General features: G+C 55.0%; 12 protein-coding genes. 8 read left to right on the top strand and 4 right to left on the bottom strand.

Features of this window, described 5'->3' with window-relative positions:
- Positions 1-7: 7 nt before the first annotated feature.
- Both H7A51_10530 and eno read left to right on the top strand, forming a co-directional pair.
- Positions 8-1,840: a GreA/GreB family elongation factor gene (locus tag H7A51_10530; GenBank protein ID MCP5536652.1), complete on the top strand. Its 1,833-nt coding sequence runs from the start codon at positions 8-10 to the stop codon at positions 1,838-1,840.
- A 90-nt stretch (positions 1,841-1,930) separates the two neighbouring features.
- Positions 1,931-3,205 carry a phosphopyruvate hydratase gene (gene eno, locus H7A51_10525; protein MCP5536651.1) on the top strand — a complete coding sequence of 425 codons (1,275 nt, stop codon included), beginning with the start codon at positions 1,931-1,933 and terminating at the stop codon, positions 3,203-3,205.
- Between the two features lie 73 nt (positions 3,206-3,278).
- Here eno and H7A51_10520 read toward each other — a convergent pair whose 3' ends face one another.
- The gene (locus H7A51_10520) at positions 3,279-4,034 is read right to left on the bottom strand and encodes a hypothetical protein (protein MCP5536650.1); all 756 of its coding nucleotides are present in this window, start codon (positions 4,032-4,034) and stop codon (positions 3,279-3,281) included.
- A gap of 162 nt (positions 4,035-4,196) precedes the next feature.
- Between H7A51_10520 and mutL the strand changes: the two genes are divergently transcribed.
- From mutL to H7A51_10500, 4 genes are all read left to right on the top strand, one after another.
- Positions 4,197-6,020, top strand: a complete 1,824-nt coding sequence (gene mutL, locus H7A51_10515) for a DNA mismatch repair endonuclease MutL (protein ID MCP5536649.1) — start codon at positions 4,197-4,199, stop codon at positions 6,018-6,020.
- Positions 6,021-6,027: 7 nt separating this feature from the next.
- Positions 6,028-6,429, top strand: a complete 402-nt coding sequence (locus tag H7A51_10510; GenBank protein ID MCP5536648.1) for a hypothetical protein — start codon at positions 6,028-6,030, stop codon at positions 6,427-6,429.
- Between the two features lie 122 nt (positions 6,430-6,551).
- Positions 6,552-7,190 carry a hypothetical protein gene (locus H7A51_10505; protein MCP5536647.1) on the top strand — a complete coding sequence of 213 codons (639 nt, stop codon included), beginning with the start codon at positions 6,552-6,554 and terminating at the stop codon, positions 7,188-7,190.
- Positions 7,148-8,098: an IS66 family transposase gene (locus H7A51_10500; protein ID MCP5536646.1), complete on the top strand. Its 951-nt coding sequence runs from the start codon at positions 7,148-7,150 to the stop codon at positions 8,096-8,098. The genes H7A51_10505 and H7A51_10500 overlap by 43 nt, the downstream gene beginning before the upstream one ends.
- Before the next feature lie 393 nt (positions 8,099-8,491).
- Here H7A51_10500 and H7A51_10495 read toward each other — a convergent pair whose 3' ends face one another.
- From H7A51_10495 to H7A51_10485, 3 genes are all read right to left on the bottom strand, one after another.
- Positions 8,492-11,065 (bottom strand): hypothetical protein, encoded by a 2,574-nt coding sequence (locus H7A51_10495; protein ID MCP5536645.1) that lies wholly within the window; start codon positions 11,063-11,065, stop codon positions 8,492-8,494.
- Positions 11,066-11,092: 27 nt separating this feature from the next.
- Positions 11,093-12,301 carry an SUMF1/EgtB/PvdO family nonheme iron enzyme gene (locus H7A51_10490; GenBank protein ID MCP5536644.1) on the bottom strand — a complete coding sequence of 403 codons (1,209 nt, stop codon included), beginning with the start codon at positions 12,299-12,301 and terminating at the stop codon, positions 11,093-11,095.
- Positions 12,302-12,467: 166 nt separating this feature from the next.
- Positions 12,468-13,667 (bottom strand): SUMF1/EgtB/PvdO family nonheme iron enzyme, encoded by a 1,200-nt coding sequence (locus H7A51_10485; protein ID MCP5536643.1) that lies wholly within the window; start codon positions 13,665-13,667, stop codon positions 12,468-12,470.
- 222 nt (positions 13,668-13,889) lie between these two features.
- On the opposite strand from H7A51_10485, the gene H7A51_10480 reads away from it, so the two are divergent.
- Positions 13,890-14,888, top strand: coding sequence for a transposase (locus H7A51_10480; GenBank protein MCP5536642.1), 999 nt, complete (start codon positions 13,890-13,892; stop codon positions 14,886-14,888).
- 489 nt (positions 14,889-15,377) lie between these two features.
- Positions 15,378-17,075: a 30S ribosomal protein S1 gene (locus H7A51_10475; GenBank protein MCP5536641.1), complete on the top strand. Its 1,698-nt coding sequence runs from the start codon at positions 15,378-15,380 to the stop codon at positions 17,073-17,075.
- The last annotated feature ends 5 nt before the right edge of the window (positions 17,076-17,080 follow it).

Below are 17,080 nucleotides of genomic sequence, written 5' to 3'. Positions count from 1 at the left end.
TGGAGCCATGCATCCAGACGTAGCGAAGCTCGTAGAGGCGGGAAGAATCCCGCAGGCCGTTGGAGAGAGATTGTCAGAAATATCTCCCGGAAACTTCTGCACTCATAAAAATTGGGGGGCGGGAAAAGTCAAAAGCTGGGACTTGTCACGTGGCAAAGTCGTCATCGATTTTGAAAAACAACCCGACCAGGAGATGGCGCTCCAGTTTGCCATCCAGAAAACCGAACCCCTTGAACCGGAGCACTTCAGTGCTCGCAAACTCGAGAATATCGAGGAATTACGGGAATTGGTCGACAACGATCCCGCCGAACTCGTCAAGCGAACCCTCGCCAGCCACGGTGACAGCATGATGCTCGATCAACTGGATCGTGAACTCTGCGGCAGCGTGGTCCCCGAAAAACATTACAAGAAATGGTGGGAAAAAGCCAAAAAGGCACTGCGCGAAAGCCATATCTTCTCCGTACCCAGCAAACGCACGGACCCGCTTGTCCTCCGTGGGGAATCACTCAGCCCGGCTGAGATACTGGTGGCCGATTTCACCGATACACGCGACCCCAAGGTCAAGGTCAAGGCGCTGGAGAACATCCGCAAAAACCTGTCGGTTTTCGAGGAGGACCAGTCCCAGATCAAGGGCCTCATTGACGATATCAATGCCTTCTGCCTCAAGGGACGCAAGCTGCATCTCAGTCTGGTGCTCGAGTTCCTGGTAGCCCGCGACGAGATTACCCATCATTTCGCCGGTATCGAACTTGCCGATAGCGACCTCCGCCTGGCCGATGTCATTCATACCGAGCAAGAACGCCTGGTCGGTAGTCTGAAGGGGCGCTCCGCCGCCACCCAACGCAGTATTTTCCAAAGCTTTCCTAGTGCCTTTGGGGAGACATGGCCTGAGGAAATGCTCAAGGTGTTCGACGAGGTTGGCTCAAGAGGAGTCACCGAGATCGCCAAGTATCTCCAGGAAAACGGGGCGGACGAGGAGTTTCATTCCCATCTGGGAAAATCGATCGCCAACCGCAGCCTGGGACCTGACGCCCTGATCTGGATCTGCCGTGAACGCGAAAAATCATCCGCCGAGGTGTTTACCTTCGAGGTCGGTAACTCGGTCCTCAACCTGCTTGAGCGTGACCACGTCGCCGACGGCCCAAGCAAGAGCGCCAGGCTCCGCACCATGCTGATGAATGATAAAACACTCATCGCCGACCTCCTGGCTGACGCCGGTGAGGCGGAGGCCCGCCAGTTTGGTCGCAAGCTTTACGCTAGCCCGGTCTTTACCGACCTGGATCGCAAATCATTGATGGCCCGGGTGATCAAAGCCCGTCCTGAAACCCAGGATCTGGTGACCGGTGAGTTCGAGAAGAAGATCGAGGGGGTCATTTCCTCACACGAAAGTATCGCCAAGCGCGAAGCGGATCTCGATGAGTTGGCCAAGGTGAAAATTCCCGAGAATACCAGGGAGATCGCCGTGGCCCGCTCCTACGGTGACTTGCGTGAGAACTTTGAATTCAAGGCGGCCAAGCAGATGCAGGCTGTGCTGATGCGCCGGAAGTCCCAGCTGGAGAAAGAACTTGCCCACGTGCAGGCCACCGACTTCTCAGGTGCGGATACCTCCAGCGTGAATATCGGAACCATCGTCCATCTCGAGGATGACGCAGGCCAGCCGGTTTCCTACACCATCCTTGGTGCGTGGGACTCCGTGGCGGAAGAAAACATCGTTTCCTACCTCTCTGAAATCGGTATGACCCTCATGGGCGCCAAGCCAGGCGACCGTATGGAGGTCCGCGATATGGAAACGGAAAAATACCGTTACCTAACCCTGAAAAGTATCGAGGCCTACAAGTAAACGATGCTGCTCTCCGGGGCCGCACGCCCGGTTCGATCGAATGAGGCGCGTGCCCGTCCACTATCTCTTTTCCTAACAAAAAACAAACTAATGTCCGACACGACTATTACTAACATTATTGGCCGCGAGATCATCGATTCGCGCGGAAATCCCACTGTAGAAGTTGACGTTCACCTCGCAGGAGGTGGCTTTGGCCGCGCTGCCGTCCCATCCGGTGCCTCCACTGGTGAGCATGAAGCATGTGAACTGCGCGATGAAGATCCAGCCCGTTACCTCGGGAAAGGCGTTCTCAAGGCTGTCGCCAACGTCAACGAACAAATCGCACCAGCCCTGCTCGGGCAGGACGCCACCGACCAGACCTTCATCGACAAGACCATGATCCAGCTCGATGGCACACCTAACAAGAAGAACCTCGGAGCGAACGCCATTCTCGGTGTGTCACTGGCATGCGCCCGTGCCGCGGCAGCCGCTGTCGGTCTGCCTCTTTACAAATACCTCGGTGGCCCCAATGCCAAGGTGCTTCCCGTGCCGATGATGAACATCATCAACGGTGGCTCGCACTCCGACGCTCCCATCGCATTCCAGGAGTTCATGATCCGCCCTGTCGGTGCCCCTTCATTCAAAGAGGCCATCCGTATGGGTGCCGAGGTTTTCCACAACCTCAAGAAAGTCCTCCACGACCGCGGCCTCAGCACCGCTGTCGGTGACGAAGGTGGTTTTGCTCCCACGTTCGAAGGCACGGAAGACGCCCTCGACACACTTTGCACTGCGGTTGAAAAAGCAGGTTACGTTGTCGGCAAAGACATCACCTTTGCGCTCGACTGTGCTTCCTCCGAGTTCTTCGAGAACGGTGTATACGATTACACCAAGTTCGAAGGCGAAGGCGGCGCCAAGCGTAACTCCGAGGAGCAGGCGGCTTACCTCGCCGAGCTTTGTGAGAAATATCCCATCGACTCCATCGAGGACGGTTGTGATGAAAACGACTGGGATGGCTGGAAGGTTCTCACCGACAAGATTGGCGACAAAGTGCAGCTCGTCGGCGACGATCTCTTTGTCACCAACGTGGATTTCCTCCAGAAGGGAATCGACCTCGGTGTCGGCAACTCCATCCTCATCAAGGTGAACCAAATCGGAACCCTGACCGAGACTCTCGATGCCATCGAGCTTGGCAAGGTCAATGGCTATAACTCCGTGATCTCGCACCGTTCAGGCGAGACCGAGGACAGCACCATCGCCCACATCGCCGTGGCCACCAACGCCGGCCAGATCAAGACCGGCTCCATGAGCCGCTCCGACCGGATTGCCAAATACAACCAGCTGCTCCGTATCGAGGAAGCTCTTTGTGAAGAGGCCATCTACGGCTAGAAGGGAGCGTGGGCATCCCTGCCCGCATCCATCCATCAACCAGGTCTCCATCCTCAAGAGGGTGGAGGCTTTTTTATTTCCCGAACACGGGGAACTTCGCATCGAGGTTCACTTCCTTCGGCGGCACCAGATCAAACGGGCCTTCGTGCGGCGGGCGCAACCTGCTGGCCAGACTGACCGCCGTGACTACGACGATGGTATCATCATTTTCCTGGATGATCTTTCCCACATGCAGCAGGGAGGCAAATTGAGGGGTGATACCCAGCTCAAGCATGTCTCCCTTGTGAAACCCTTTGTAGGAATTGGCATAAGGGGTGGGGAAAATGATTTCCGCAATCACGGGATAGGGTGCCGGATCGCTGAATTCATCCGGCTGGATGTAGGCCCGGAGTTCCACGGCAAAACCCTCGCTGATAAAATCGTCCTTGGTTAGCTTGCGCGTGCCGACAACCTGGTAATCGCCTTCCAAGTAAGTACAGAAGGTGGTTTCACGGAAATTGGTCAGGTAGCTGTGCAAGAGACTGCGGTTGATCGTTGCCAGCTCTTCATCAGAGAAGACAAGGTAGCTTTTTCTCAGCGTCTGTGCCGAGGTGGTCGGGTGCTTGGGCGCGGTCTGGGACGTGTATGCCTTGTGCTCGGGGAGCCGACCCAGCTTCCGCAGGATCTCATAATTGCGGGGCTCCTCTGGATTGTTGAATATGGCAATACACAGCGACCAGCACAGTGTGGCGAAACATGATGCCAGTATCAGCGTCAGAAACCACCAGAACCACGGGGGCCTGCTGTTGGCCATACGTTCCATGAATGTGGGTTGTGGATCTCGTGCCATTGCGGATTGTGGGTCAATGGATAGTGGATCGCCGACAATCGACAATGAAAAAATCCAATGAAGTGAAAAACTACTATTGGCTATTGCCACAGGCTCCACTTAGACTCTTGTTGCCGCAGGCAATTGTTCATTTGTTCAATTTTTAATCACCCATTTCCCGAAGTGCCCAAGATCCGCGTTCTCGATGACATCCTCGCCAGCCAGGTGGCGGCCGGGGAAGTTGTTGAGCGCCCGGCCAGTGTGGTGAAGGAACTGGTGGAAAATAGCCTTGATGCCGGTGCCCGGCACATCACCGTGGAGATCCAGCGCGGCGGGGCGGCCCTGGTGCGCGTCACCGATGATGCCTGCGGCATGAGCCGCGAGGACGCCCTGCTCTCGCTCGAACGCCACGCAACCAGCAAGTTGCAAGATAGTGAGGGCTTGGCGACAATCCTTACCCTGGGCTTCCGTGGTGAGGCGGTTCCCAGTATTGCCAGTGTCTCCAGGTTCCGTATTTGCACGCGGGAAAAAGGCAGTGTGGCCGGTACGGAAATCGTCGTTGATGGTGGCACCCTCAAGGACGTCCGCGATGCCGGTGTGCCCGAGGGAACCACCGTGGAGGCGAAACAAATCTTTTTCAACGTCCCGGCCCGACGCAAGTTTCTCCGCGCCGAGACCACGGAGTCCGCCCACGTCGAGCACCAGGTCAGGCTTCATGCGTTGGCGTCTCCCGGGGTTCGCTTCACGATGGTCAGGGACGGTCGCACTGTGTTTGATCTGGCGGGCACCAAGGACTGGCGCGTGCGGATCTCCGGTCTGGCCGGCTCTGATGCAGCGGGGAAACTGATCGAGGTTCCGGATACTGAGGGTAGGGGAATGATGCTCAAAGGTTACCTGCTTCCAGCCGAATACGCGCGTAAGGGGCGCCGACAGCAGTTTGTGTTCCTCAACGGACGGCCCATCGAGGATGCTGCCGTGTCACGCGCCATCCGGGACGGCTATCGTGGTGCGATTGCGGATGGCTCTTATCCCGCCGCTTGGCTATGGCTGGAAATGGACCCCGCATTGGTGGATGTCAATGTGCACCCTGCCAAACGTGAGGTGCGCTTTCATCGCCCCCATGAAGTTCGTGCTCTGGTGGCGAGTGCCGTCGAGCAGGCTCTGCAGCCAAAGCCACCCAAGCCGGTGGCTCCTGTTGAGCACCAAAACCAAACTCCCCCCCCTTTTTCCCCTTTTCCCCCTGTCCCACCCCAGCCTGATCCTGTGTTTCAAGGTAGGCGTGCTGATGGGGGGGATGTCGGGAAACCGCCCCCGTATCATCCACCCGCACCCTTTTCTCCGGCATCCGCCCCCCGCCCATTTCCACACAAAACCGAGCGGCAGGAAGATCTCGCCAACCAATCAGGCCGGAAGTGGGTGGAGAGGCCTGCGTTTAATCTGATAGGCCCCTTGCACGACCGGTATATTGTGCTTGAAGGCGAGCAGGGAGTGGTGCTCCTCGATCCCGTGGCAGCCAGGGAACGCGTGGTCTATGAGCAGCTTCTCAATAGGGGAGGTCATTCAGAACATGGCGGGGGAATCGATTCCCAGGGCTTGCTTGTCCCCGAATTACTGGAGCTGGAAGCACTGGATGCGGATCTTGTGATGCGACATTCGGATCACTTTGCCGATGCCGGTATGACCGTGGAGTCCTTTGGCGGAAGTACGGTCAAGGTAAGCAGCCTGCCAGGCTTTCTCAAAGTCTCTGATGTGAGGGGCTTTCTTCTGGAACTCGTCGATGAGCTTCACGAAACAGCGGGGACCCGCAAGGGAAAGGCGATGGCCTACGAGGCCTTTGCGGCGGGGCTTGCACGGCGTATTGGGCGTAGGGAACCATGCAGGGTTGACCATGCCGAGGCTCTGTTAGCCTCGATGTTCGCCTGTGATCTGCCCTACTGCACCCCGGATGGAAGGCCTACCCTGATCCATATTTCCCTCAACGAACTCGACCGTAAATTCGGCAAGTGATGTCCTCATGCTGTTAGTTATTAGAAAACAATCCGAGGCGGCTGCCATGGCACGCTGGGGTGTCCGCATCGCGAAAGCCACTGGCGCGGTGCTGCATATCCTTTGGGTGGAATCAGGCACCGAACACAGGGGGGCAGATGATCTTGTATGGCTGCCATGGAGTGCTGCCATGGTTGGAAATGATCCACAGTGGGCCATGATATCGGATGCTCTCGCCGACAGCGGCACACTTGATGTCAATGTCTGTATGATCGCCACCCGGAGCCGTCACCTCACGGTTCTTTCGGTCGAAAAGAAATGGTCGCCCGGGCTTCTTGGACGTGGACTTGGCAAAAACGCTTATGCGCGTCGATGCCCATGCTGTAGTAGTTTTGCTGGTTCATGGTTTCTGTGCGAAGGTGGTTGTTAGTCCTTCACTACCATTATCGCAGCTATCGGGCTTCTTCGCTACCGCCTTTCATGCCAACTGACCCCTTTCCTAAGATGCACCATTTCTATGCCTGACCCCATTACCGCTTACGTTGTTAGTATGTGAGCCAAACGGAGGAGGACAAAGACAAAATCATCGCCTCACAGCGTGAGATTATAGAAAGCCAGCGCGAGCAAATCGCCCTGCTTGAAAAAAAGGTCGACCATCTCATCCGCATCATCTACGGCAGCAAAAGCGAAAAGCTCGACCCCGCCCAGCTTGAACTCCTTCTCGACCCCGACGCGGCAAAAAAGCCCTGCGCCGCCGACTGCGAAGAGGACGCACAGGCGGCTGAAGAACTCAAGCGCGAGCTCAAACCTGTCTGTAAGCGCAAGCCCCGCGAACCCCGGCTGCCCGCCAACCTCCCCACCGTCGAGGAAGTCATCATCCCCGATGAAGTCCGCGCCAACCCGGGGGATTACCGCCGCATAGGCCAGCGCACCAGCGAGCGGCTCGATGTCGAACCCGGCCGCTACACCCGCCGACTCATCATCCGGCCCACCTACGTCAAAAAGAACGAGGCCATACCAAGCATCCACACCGCGCCCCTGCCGCCCACCATCCTCGAGGGCAGCATCCTCACCCCCTCGCTGCTGGCCCACATCGTCACCGGCAAATACTGCGACCACCTCCCGCTCTCTGCGGCAGGGAGTAAATCATGTCGCGTCGCTACGGCATCAACATCCCCCGCAACACCATGAGCCACTGGATGGAAGTCGGCGCAGACCTCCTCCAGCCCCTCTGGAAACTCCTCGTCAGCGACCTCCGGAAAAGCAGCTACGTCAAAGCCGATGAAACCCCCATCGACTACCTCAGCCCCGGACACGGCAGTACAAGAAAAGGCTACCTCTGGCTCTACCAGAACCCCGCGCACAACACCATCGTCTACGACTGGCAGACAGGCCGCGACTCCAGCTGCCTCGCCGCCATCCTCGGAAACGCATACGAAGAAGATACTTTCCGGGGCATCCTCCAGAGCGACGGCCACGGTGCCTACAACAAATGGGCCGGCGACAACGAAGGCATCACCCAGTCGGGGTGCTGGACACACGCCCGTCGCAAATTTTACGACAACTGGAGGAAGACCCCTGCTTGCGGCAAAGATCCTGCGCCTCATCCAGCAACTCTACCGGATCGAGGAAAATATAAGGACTCGGCTCCTGAAGTCCGCAAATACTACCGACGACGGCAAAGCCGCCTGATCACCAAACGCCTCCACCACCTCATCACCAAAGTTAAAAACAAACACCTGCCCAAAAGCGGCCTGGGTGGGGCGGCGGCGTATGCACTGAACCAGTGGAGCAAACTCATCGTCTACCTTCACCACGGGGAGGTTCACATCGACAACAACTCCGTCGAACGCGGCGTGCGTCCCACAAAAATAGGCATCAAGAACTGGCTCTTCATCGGAGGCGGGGAAACCGGCTGGCGCAGTGCCGTGCTCTACACCATGGTGGAGAACTGCCGCATCCTCGGCAAAGACCCCTACGCGCATTTGAAATGGGTCTTTGAAAAACTCCTGACCATGACCAACCAGGACGACCTGCACAAACTGCTCCCCGCTGCGTGGGTGAAGACACTGGACGAAGAAAAAGAAGCAGCAGCTTGATAGCGGCTATCGGAAAAAACTGAAAGTGTCACACATACCACACTTTCATCGTGAATATCAAGCCTACTCAGAAGGCTCTTCACGGATCGCTTACTGCCCGCTGCATCTTCTGGCCATTTCGACGCAACTCAAGAGCATCAGCTTCCATCCCCGCCGCAATACGCTGCGCCTCACGCTTCCTAGACACCCCGGTGTTCCTACTCGTACGCTTCCCGTTCTCATCAACGAATTTAGCGTAGTAGATCCCATTTCTAAGGTAAACCGTTGCCATTTACTACCACAAATAGCCTCTATGTATTTCCACGCAAATATATTTTGGGCCATTTGCCTAAATACCTAAAGACACGAACCATGTATTGATCAGTTAGGCTTGAATGGCACTATGCTCAAAAGCTACTCATACTTCACCCAGTAGAATGCATGACCCGCAGGGGGATTGTCATCCGACCACGTCATTTCCGGCTCCTCACCTTCTATTCCTGTCTCCATGACATCCAGATTTCCAGTCCCTAGTTCCTGAGATCGATACACTGTGTAACGATTCCCCACCTTGCCGGGCCAGCGAATGGTTATAGTCCCGGTTGGCTCACGTGTAAGAGCATGGATACGGAAATAGGAACCATTCTGCAGCGGGTCAGTACCTGCACGTAGCTCATCACCGTCCCAGTGATTATCACCATCACTGTCCTTCCGGTTTGCATCAGTGAGGTGGGTATTGACTTCTTCGCCATCGCTCAGGCCATCACCATCGCTGTCGTATGAGCGAGGATCGGTTCCGGCGAGGGTTTCCTCATCCACCGTCAACCCGTCTTCATCGGCGTCGTCGCTCTGGATGATACGGATGTTACGCACCTGCACCTGGGCATTGACTTCGCCCCGGCTTACCAAGGTGAACACCAGCTTGCCATCCATTACCGGAATCAAATCCAGAGGTATCTCTACAGGCAACCACGAGTCACGCGACAAACTTAAATCGAGCCCACGGAACAAGACCGGCAGATCACCAAGGTGCACTGCCAGAAAATCTCCATCGCCCGATCCACTGAAATGAAAGTCGAAGGCCAGCGTCTTACTCGTTGCTGTGATTGAAATATCCGACCACATCCCCGCATCATCGGCTTCCGTCGCCGTCCACGTCCCTGCTGACTCGACGGCGTTGCCAAATGTCTGCCATGCCGCTGGTAAGACATCAGGCAAGGCTACGGCAGCCGCTTGCTGCTTCATGGATGACTGGACAGTCAAAGATGACGCTGAGGCTGAGCCTTTGTTCTGTATTCTAGTATTCTCATTTATGATAGGGGAATGATAAAATCCGTCTGTTTCGAGACGATCCAATATCGTATCACCCCATATTGTGTGCTTCGTGTACCAGTCATGCGCATACCCATGTGATGCCAGATTAAAGAGCGGCACCCCCGCACTCCATACATTGACACGACGGTAATAACTGTTTGGAAAAGTAAGCAGCCCTCCCAAACTCAGCCCTCCCCACTTGGATGAAATATAGCGCTCGGCAACTCCGGGATTAGGGTAATTTTTCGCACCTGAAGCGATATGGGATCTTTCTACAAATGGTGTATCAAGCATGGTCACCCTATCCACCAACACTTGGGCATGACCACTGGCTGGATGTTTGAGAAATTTGGCTGCCTCCCCCACTACAAAGCCTCCTGCACTATGGCCGATCAGGTGAATCGGCTTGGTCTTGTTGATTTGGGGAGCCCCACCTATCGAGCTGTTCATATAGATCCAGTTTGCTAGTTGCTGCCCGGTAATGAGACCAAATTCCCTGACCCAGTAGAGATCGAAACCAAAGTTAATAATGGTACTTGCCGCGCCAGTACCCACGCCGACAGCTGCGGTAAGGCCATCGCCGCTCTTTATACTCTCTTCTACTAATGTCTGGATTGAAAACCTCAGCCAAAAAGGAAGTTCCGAGGGGTTCCCCGCAAGCGACGACCAGTCCATAAGCGCAATATCTGGAGGATCTATCCCTTCATACCCACATCTATTTTCAATGGCTCGCCCCATCTCCCCAAGCCAAGCTTTGTCTGCACCCGAATACAGTCCATGGGCAATCACCACCAGACCGCTATCGCGCCGAGTAATACCCCCAGCATTAAACACAAAATTAGATTTCGCAATATCGGGCAGGTAAAGGTCAAAGCCTGTGGGGTCGTAGGCAGGTTTAACAACCGGTTGATTCGCTACAGGTGCCTTGTTTAGAACCACCTGCCGTTCCTCGATCCTGCGGTTTCCCTGGGCATCCACCACCTCTACCTTCACCGTTGTGGTTCCTGTCCATGTGCCGTAATCACGGGTTACAGTTGCCCCTGTGGCATCGTCAAACTGGCCGTCACCGTCTAAATCCCAGTTGATGGTCGTTGCTCCTGAGGCTCCTTCCACGCCGGCATCCAACAGCCGGACTCCCTGCTGCCCTCCCGGGTTGCTTGTTCCCAGTGCCACTTGCATTCGGGGTAGGATGGTGATGGTGAATGGGGCTGATTGCATACCTTTACCATTGGGGCCGATGTAGGACGCCACAATCGTCGTGGCTGCACCTATCGGCGTTTCCCCTGCATAGAAATTAGGCGGAACCATTCCCGTATTCCCGGGCGCCCCCGTCAGGAATTTCCAGCGCACATTGTCTGTCACATCCAGCACCGATGTCGCGGTGTGCCATTTCACCGCATAGCTGGTCACACTGCCAGAGGCAACTTGGGAGGGCCCGACAATTTCCAGTTCTACAGGAGCACCGCTTACCGTATTCAGGGCAAACGTACCTGATGCCTGGCTGTCTCCATTACCAAGGTCACGTGCATCCACCCCAAAGACATTCGATACGGACGCAGTGGTTCCTGACGAGTCACGGGTGTCGAATGAGAACACACTCGACTCCGCTTCTGTTGTCCCCCCATGAACACGGCCCAGCACAAGCAATGTAACGACTAGCAGATCGATTCTCATGGGTATCCTGATACAGATTGTGATTACTTACTTACGGACGGCTCGGAAACCAAGACGGCGGGGACTGTTAGTATTCCAGCTGCTTGACGAAGGGATAAGGGCATACCGATCTGAGCATCGACAATTTGTCGCATAGTCTCTCCAGTCGGCGGAACGTATCGCCCGACTTGAACCCGTTTGGGGACCTACGGGGTCATTTAGACTATCAGAGTTTCCATAAAATGCTCCATCGTACCAATCCCAAACCCATTCAGGAACGTTGCCTGCCATATCGAAAAGGCCATAGTCGTTTTGCGGAAATGAACCAGCTGGCGAGGTAAACGGGGAGTAGGGGACATATGCCGGATGGAAACCGGTAGTTCCTGACTGATAAGGCTCGTTCCCGCTATTGGCAAAATTTGCATCTGAGTGGCTTATAGTGTTTCCATGAGGGAACCGTTGTCCAGTTCTGCCTCCTCTAGCGGCCTTTTCCCACTCCGCTTCTGTGGGCAAGCGGTATCCATTAGCACTCCACTTTACCATGGTATTTGTTAGGTTGACTGAGCCTCCCTTGTAAATAATCGTCTGTGCTTCATCCGTGTAATAACACGGAGTCAGCCCTTCCCTTGCCGACCTAGCATTGCACCATATTGCCGCGTTATACCAATTTACCCCATACACAGGATGACCGCTTGCCTTGGCAGCACCTCCAGCGATTGAGTAGCCATTATTATTCCCCCATGCCTTGACTTGCTCCCATAATTCTTTGGTCACCTCCTTCTTATCCATGAAGTAGCCACTGAGCTGAACTGTGTGAACTGGAAGCTCATCTGTTGATCCATCATCGAGATTATCCCCCATCTGAAACGGCCCTGGTGGAATATATACCATCCCAGGAGGAGCCGGCGGAGTCGTGCCGTCATGCGCCGTCACTCGGACTCTGCACTGGGCCACCCAGTTGCCATCCCAGTCGGCACCCGCATTCCAAACAATGTGCCTGTTTGTGCCTTGGCTAACATTGGCTCCCACCGCACCAGTCAGCGTCACACAGGGAATCCCGTAAGTCAGGCCAGCGTCCGATGATGCGGCCACCTGCACTAACTGCAAGTCACCATCGGCATCAGACAGGTCATAATAAATATCCACCAACTTTGTCCCCGGCCTCTGTGAAGCACGGACATTGTTAATGACTGGTGGCGCAGCAAGAGTCTGCAAACAAAGAGAAAGAGGCAACAGGAGGCATATCAATCGGTACATAACAGGGGGTGGTTTTCTACAATCCCAACAAAGCAAAATATGCGAAGTTAAACAACTACAAACTCCCCTACGCTAACAATCTCTGCTGTGGTAGTAGCTATTACAATGGCCGTGTTCATGGTGTGAAATCTTATCATTGCTTTGCCATGGTTAACCAACCATGTTCTTACGGATTAGGGGCCACGCTTCGAGCGCATCGAAGCCCGACAAACTCACTCCAGTTTGGGGAGTCCGTCCAAAATCGTCCCGCAACTCGAGCGGAATCGGGTGCACCTCGGAAGTTCCCTCCACGCGCGACGTGGGCTCTAGATCCACTGTTGTTGATCTTCACCGAAGCAGTTGACGGACCGGTTGGGTCAATGTTCTCGTCTGACCCATAGAAATCGCTTCCGTAGAGATCGAAGCAGTGTTCGGAGACATTACCTCCCAAATCAAAGATTCCGAAGCCATTAGGGGCGTACTGAGCAGGTGGCGAGACCGGCGGGTCGAAAGACTCCCAGGGGTCGCCGCTTCCAAGGAAATTCTCATCATCAAGCGCGATGCTATTTCCGTTTGGATACCGTTTCCCATGAAGTCCACCTCGCGCAGCGCGCTCCCACTCCGCCTCCGTCGGTAGTCGGTATCCATTGGCCGTCGGATGCATGTGGGCGTGCCAAATACTTCCTGATTGGGATCTCATTATTTCCGTTAAGGAGGCATCAAGGTAGTAGACCGGCTCTAATCCTTCCATCTCAGATCTAGCGTTGCACCACCGCACAGCACTGTACCATGAGAGAGAGGTTACCGCCTGCTCAGGTTGCAGCGCTGCGCCTTGAGGCCCAGAAAAATTGTATCCATGTAGGCGGGACCAAGTCGAGACGTCGCTCCATAATTGATACGTCACCTCCTTCAACTCCATGAAGAAACCGGACACAGTCACCATGTGGAGTGGCCGTTCATCGCTATCACCTTCCTGAAAGGTATCACCCATCTGAAACTGGCCTGGCGGGATGTAAGCCATCCCTGGAGGCGCTGGCGGGGTTGTACCATCAAATGCGGTGACACGGACCTTTGTGGTATCCATGAAGTTGCCGTCCCAGTCGGCTCCAGCATTCCACACGACATGACGATTGACCCCGAGAGAGACCCCTAGCCCATAGGCACCTGTGAAAGTGGAAGCAGGAATCGTGTAGGTCAAACCACCATCACCTGAAACCTGGACTCGAATCTCCTGCAAGTCGCCATCCGCATCAGACAAGTCGTAATAAATATCCACCAGCTTCGTCCCCGGCCTTTGGGAAGCCCGGACATTGGTAATGACTGGTGGCGCAGCGAGGGTCTGCAAACAAAGAGAAAGAGACAACAGGAGGAATAGTAATCGGCACATAGCAGGGAGTGGTTTTCGATGATCCCAATAAAGCAAAATATGCAAAGTCATACAAGCCGAGACCGCCTCACATCTTGAACGATTCAGATATGAGCTGAGTGTTTACCGCTCAGGCTGTGGTTCAGCAGGGGGATTTTGTTTCGGAGAGGGGTCAGTCCGGAGAGGGGTCAGTCCGTGGATTGTGGATTGACGGGGCAGCAAAACCCTGATTGATTGTTGTGCATGGCGCGACCGATAAGGATAGAATACGAAGGAGCGATGTATCATGTGATGTGTCGCGGCAACAACGGACGAGACATTTTCTTTGGTGATGATGGGTGTAAAAAATTCCTCGATACCCTCGACGAGGCGTGCATACGATCAGGCTGGTTAGTGCATGCCTATGTGCTGATGGGCAACCATTACCACATGATGCTGGAGACGCCCGAGGGGAACCTTGTGGACGGGATGAAATGGTTTCAAGGCACCTACACACAGAGGATCAACGCATGGCAGGGAAGGCGTGGGCATCTTTACCAGGGGCGTTACAAGGCACAGCTCATTAACAGCGAGCAACGCGACGAGAACTATTTTCAAGTCGTCTCTGATTACATCCATCTCAATCCTGCTAGAGCGGGGATGACAGGTGAGGGCAAACGCTGGGAGAGGTTGCGCGACTATCCATGGAGCAGTGTCGATTTGTATTGTGGCTGGAAGGCTAAACGCCCGAGCTGGCTGGTGGTGGACAAGGTGTTGGAAAGTTACAGCTTCAAAGACAACACCGCGGGACGCGAGTCTTACGGCAAGTATATGGACGCGCGTGGAGAGGAGGTGCAGGGAGCGGAGCCTGGTATCGGCTACGAGGAGCTGAGGCGTGGCTGGTGTCTTGGAGACGGAGGCTTCAGGCAAAGAATGTTAGATAAGGCGGAGAGTGTCTTGAAGGATAAAAAGCGTGAAAGCCTTATGGGTGCAGCGGTAAGAGAACACGGAGAGGCGGAGGCTGTCAAACTGCTTGATGAAGGAATGGAGAAGCTCGGTCTAGAGCCAGAGCAACTGGAAGGCATGTTGAAACTCTCGCCTGAAAAACAGGCGTTGGCCGCTTGGCTTGCTACGCAAACGCTGGTGGGAACCGAGTGGATCGCAGGAATGCTCCATATGGGCCATAGGAGTAATGTCAGCGCGGCCAAAAAATGGGCGCGCGAAACAAAGGAAGGGCGCACGTGGTTGCTCAAGCTGGGATAGGTTGGCAAAAGTTAACCTGCAAAGCTCCGTCTCCGGGATGGAATACACGGTCGTTTCGGCTCAGATGATTCATAAAAACAACCAGCCGGGTTACTTGGAGATCCACCTTGGGGCCCCGGGTTCCCACCTGGCGGCATGGTGGAGCAGTTTCGCGTGATTGCCAGAAAACGCTACGGAAAGGACGTTAAAATCAGGATTCGGCTGACCTTGGCTCGCAATGTGACAGGTGAATAGTCGGGTTAAGTTTATGAAGTGGCTGAGGGTGAACGAGTTGTCGTATTTCGCGCGTTTTCAGAAAGACGGGCATTCTTCTTGCCAATCAGGGGGATTTTTGTAACTTCCCGCCTCTGATTTTCTTTCAGCCGGTGGGTGTTGGCGCCCCGTTCCCATCGGCATTCCCCGGGGCACCTGCCAAGTTTAACATACGGAAGCAGGAAAACTGGAAAGAAATTAACCAAGGAACCTAACCTTAACCCAACAAAAAACAAAATGACTGCTACAGCAGAACTGGAATCTTTGATCGACTCAAAGTTCCGCGTATTCGAAGAAGGATCCGTTGTCAACGGAACCATTATCGCTATCAAACCCCAGGTTGTCCTCGTGGACATCGGATACAAATCCGAGGGGGCCATCCCATCCTCCGAATTTGAAGACGAGGAAATCGAAGTAGGTGACGAAGTCGAAGTGCTTCTCATGAAACTCGAGAACGACGAGGGAATGGTCGTGCTTTCCAAAGAGAAAGCCGCACACCGCAAGAACTGGGAAAAAATCGTCGCCGTTTACCACGAAGGTGGACTCGTCAAAGGCAAGATCAAGAGCGCTGTCAAAGGCGGCCTGATGGTCAACGTCGGTGTCGAAGCATTCCTTCCCGGCTCGCAGGTCGACATCATCCCGCCCAAGGACCTCAACGAATACGTTGGCAAGGTTTACGAATTTAAAATCGTCAAGGTCAACGACGAGCGTAAGAACATCGTTCTTTCCCGCCGTGAAGTGATCGAGAGCGAGCGTGCTGAAATGCGCCAGAACTTCCTCCAGTCCGTCAAGGTGGGCGACAAGGTGGAGGGGCAGGTCAAGAACATCACCGACTTCGGTGCATTCGTCGACCTTCAAGGCATGGACGGCCTGCTTCACGTCACCGACATGAGCTGGGGGCGTATCAGCCACCCGTCCGCCCTTCTCCACATCGGCCAGATACTCGAGGTGCTTATCCTCGACGTCGACCGCGACAAGGAGCGAGTCTCCCTCGGCCTCAAGCAAATGGAGGAAAACCCATGGGAAGACATCGAAGCCCGTTACCCGATCGGCACCGAAGTCACCGGAAAGGTCACCAAGCTTCTTCCCTACGGTGCATTCATCGAGATGGAAAGCGGTGTCGAAGGACTTGTCCACGTCTCCGAACTCTCCTGGGTCAAGCGGATCAACCGCCCGAGCGACGTGCTCGAACTCGACCAGGAAATCAAGGCCGTTGTGCTCGGTATCAGCATCGAGGAACAGAAGATCTCCCTCGGCGTACGCCAGCTCGAAGTCAACCCATGGGACGAACTCGAAGCCAAGTACCCAATCGGTGCAACCGTCAAGGGCGAGGTGCGCAACCTCACACCTTACGGCGCGTTCCTCGGTATGGAGGAAGGTATCGACGGTATGATCCACGTGTCCGACCTCTCATGGACCCGCAAGATCAACCATCCGTCCGAGGTCATCAAGAAGGGCGACGAGGTCGAGGCTATCGTGCTCAGCATCGACAAGGAAAACCAGCGTGTTTCCCTTGGTGTCAAGCAGCTTGACGGCGACCCATGGTCGGAAATCGAAAACAGCTTCAAGGTGGGTGATCTCGTTAAGGGATCGGTTGCCAAGATCGCCAGCTTCGGTGCCTTTGTGAACCTTGAGAACGACATCGACGGCCTCATCCACATCTCGCAACTCAGCGAGGACCATGTGGAGAAGGTCAAGGATGTTATCAAGGTGGGCGACGAAATCGAAGCCCGCGTCATCAAGGTGGACAAAGTCGAGCGTCGCATCGGTCTTTCCATCAAGGCAGTCAACTACGACCCAGAGCAACTCGAGAAAGAGTCCGCCAGCTTCGAGACCCTGCGTCCGTCTGGTGACCTCGTTGGTCTCGAGCACGCCTTCAACCTCGCATCCACTGGATCATCCGAGGAATGGAGCCCGAGCTCTGACAAGAAGTAAGCATA

The sequence above is a fragment of the Akkermansiaceae bacterium genome (assembly GCA_024233115.1).
In the GTDB taxonomy this organism is placed as follows: domain Bacteria; phylum Verrucomicrobiota; class Verrucomicrobiia; order Verrucomicrobiales; family Akkermansiaceae; genus Oceaniferula.
This window is presented reverse-complemented; position numbering and strand designations above follow the sequence as displayed.

What these genes read in the sequence shown, in the direction of transcription:
- H7A51_10530 (MCP5536652.1), top strand. Translation starts at nt 8, where the DNA reads ATGCATCCAGACGTAGCGAAGCTCGTAGAGGCGGGAAGAATCCCGCAG.
- eno (MCP5536651.1), top strand. Translation starts at nt 1,931, where the DNA reads ATGTCCGACACGACTATTACTAACATTATTGGCCGCGAGATCATCGAT.
- H7A51_10520 (MCP5536650.1), bottom strand. Translation starts at nt 4,034, where the DNA reads ATGGCACGAGATCCACAACCCACATTCATGGAACGTATGGCCAACAGC.
- H7A51_10510 (MCP5536648.1), top strand. Translation starts at nt 6,028, where the DNA reads ATGCTGTTAGTTATTAGAAAACAATCCGAGGCGGCTGCCATGGCACGC.
- H7A51_10500 (MCP5536646.1), top strand. Translation starts at nt 7,148, where the DNA reads ATGTCGCGTCGCTACGGCATCAACATCCCCCGCAACACCATGAGCCAC.
- H7A51_10495 (MCP5536645.1), bottom strand. Translation starts at nt 11,065, where the DNA reads ATGAGAATCGATCTGCTAGTCGTTACATTGCTTGTGCTGGGCCGTGTT.
- H7A51_10490 (MCP5536644.1), bottom strand. Translation starts at nt 12,301, where the DNA reads ATGTACCGATTGATATGCCTCCTGTTGCCTCTTTCTCTTTGTTTGCAG.
- H7A51_10485 (MCP5536643.1), bottom strand. Translation starts at nt 13,667, where the DNA reads ATGTGCCGATTACTATTCCTCCTGTTGTCTCTTTCTCTTTGTTTGCAG.
- H7A51_10480 (MCP5536642.1), top strand. Translation starts at nt 13,890, where the DNA reads ATGGCGCGACCGATAAGGATAGAATACGAAGGAGCGATGTATCATGTG.
- H7A51_10475 (MCP5536641.1), top strand. Translation starts at nt 15,378, where the DNA reads ATGACTGCTACAGCAGAACTGGAATCTTTGATCGACTCAAAGTTCCGC.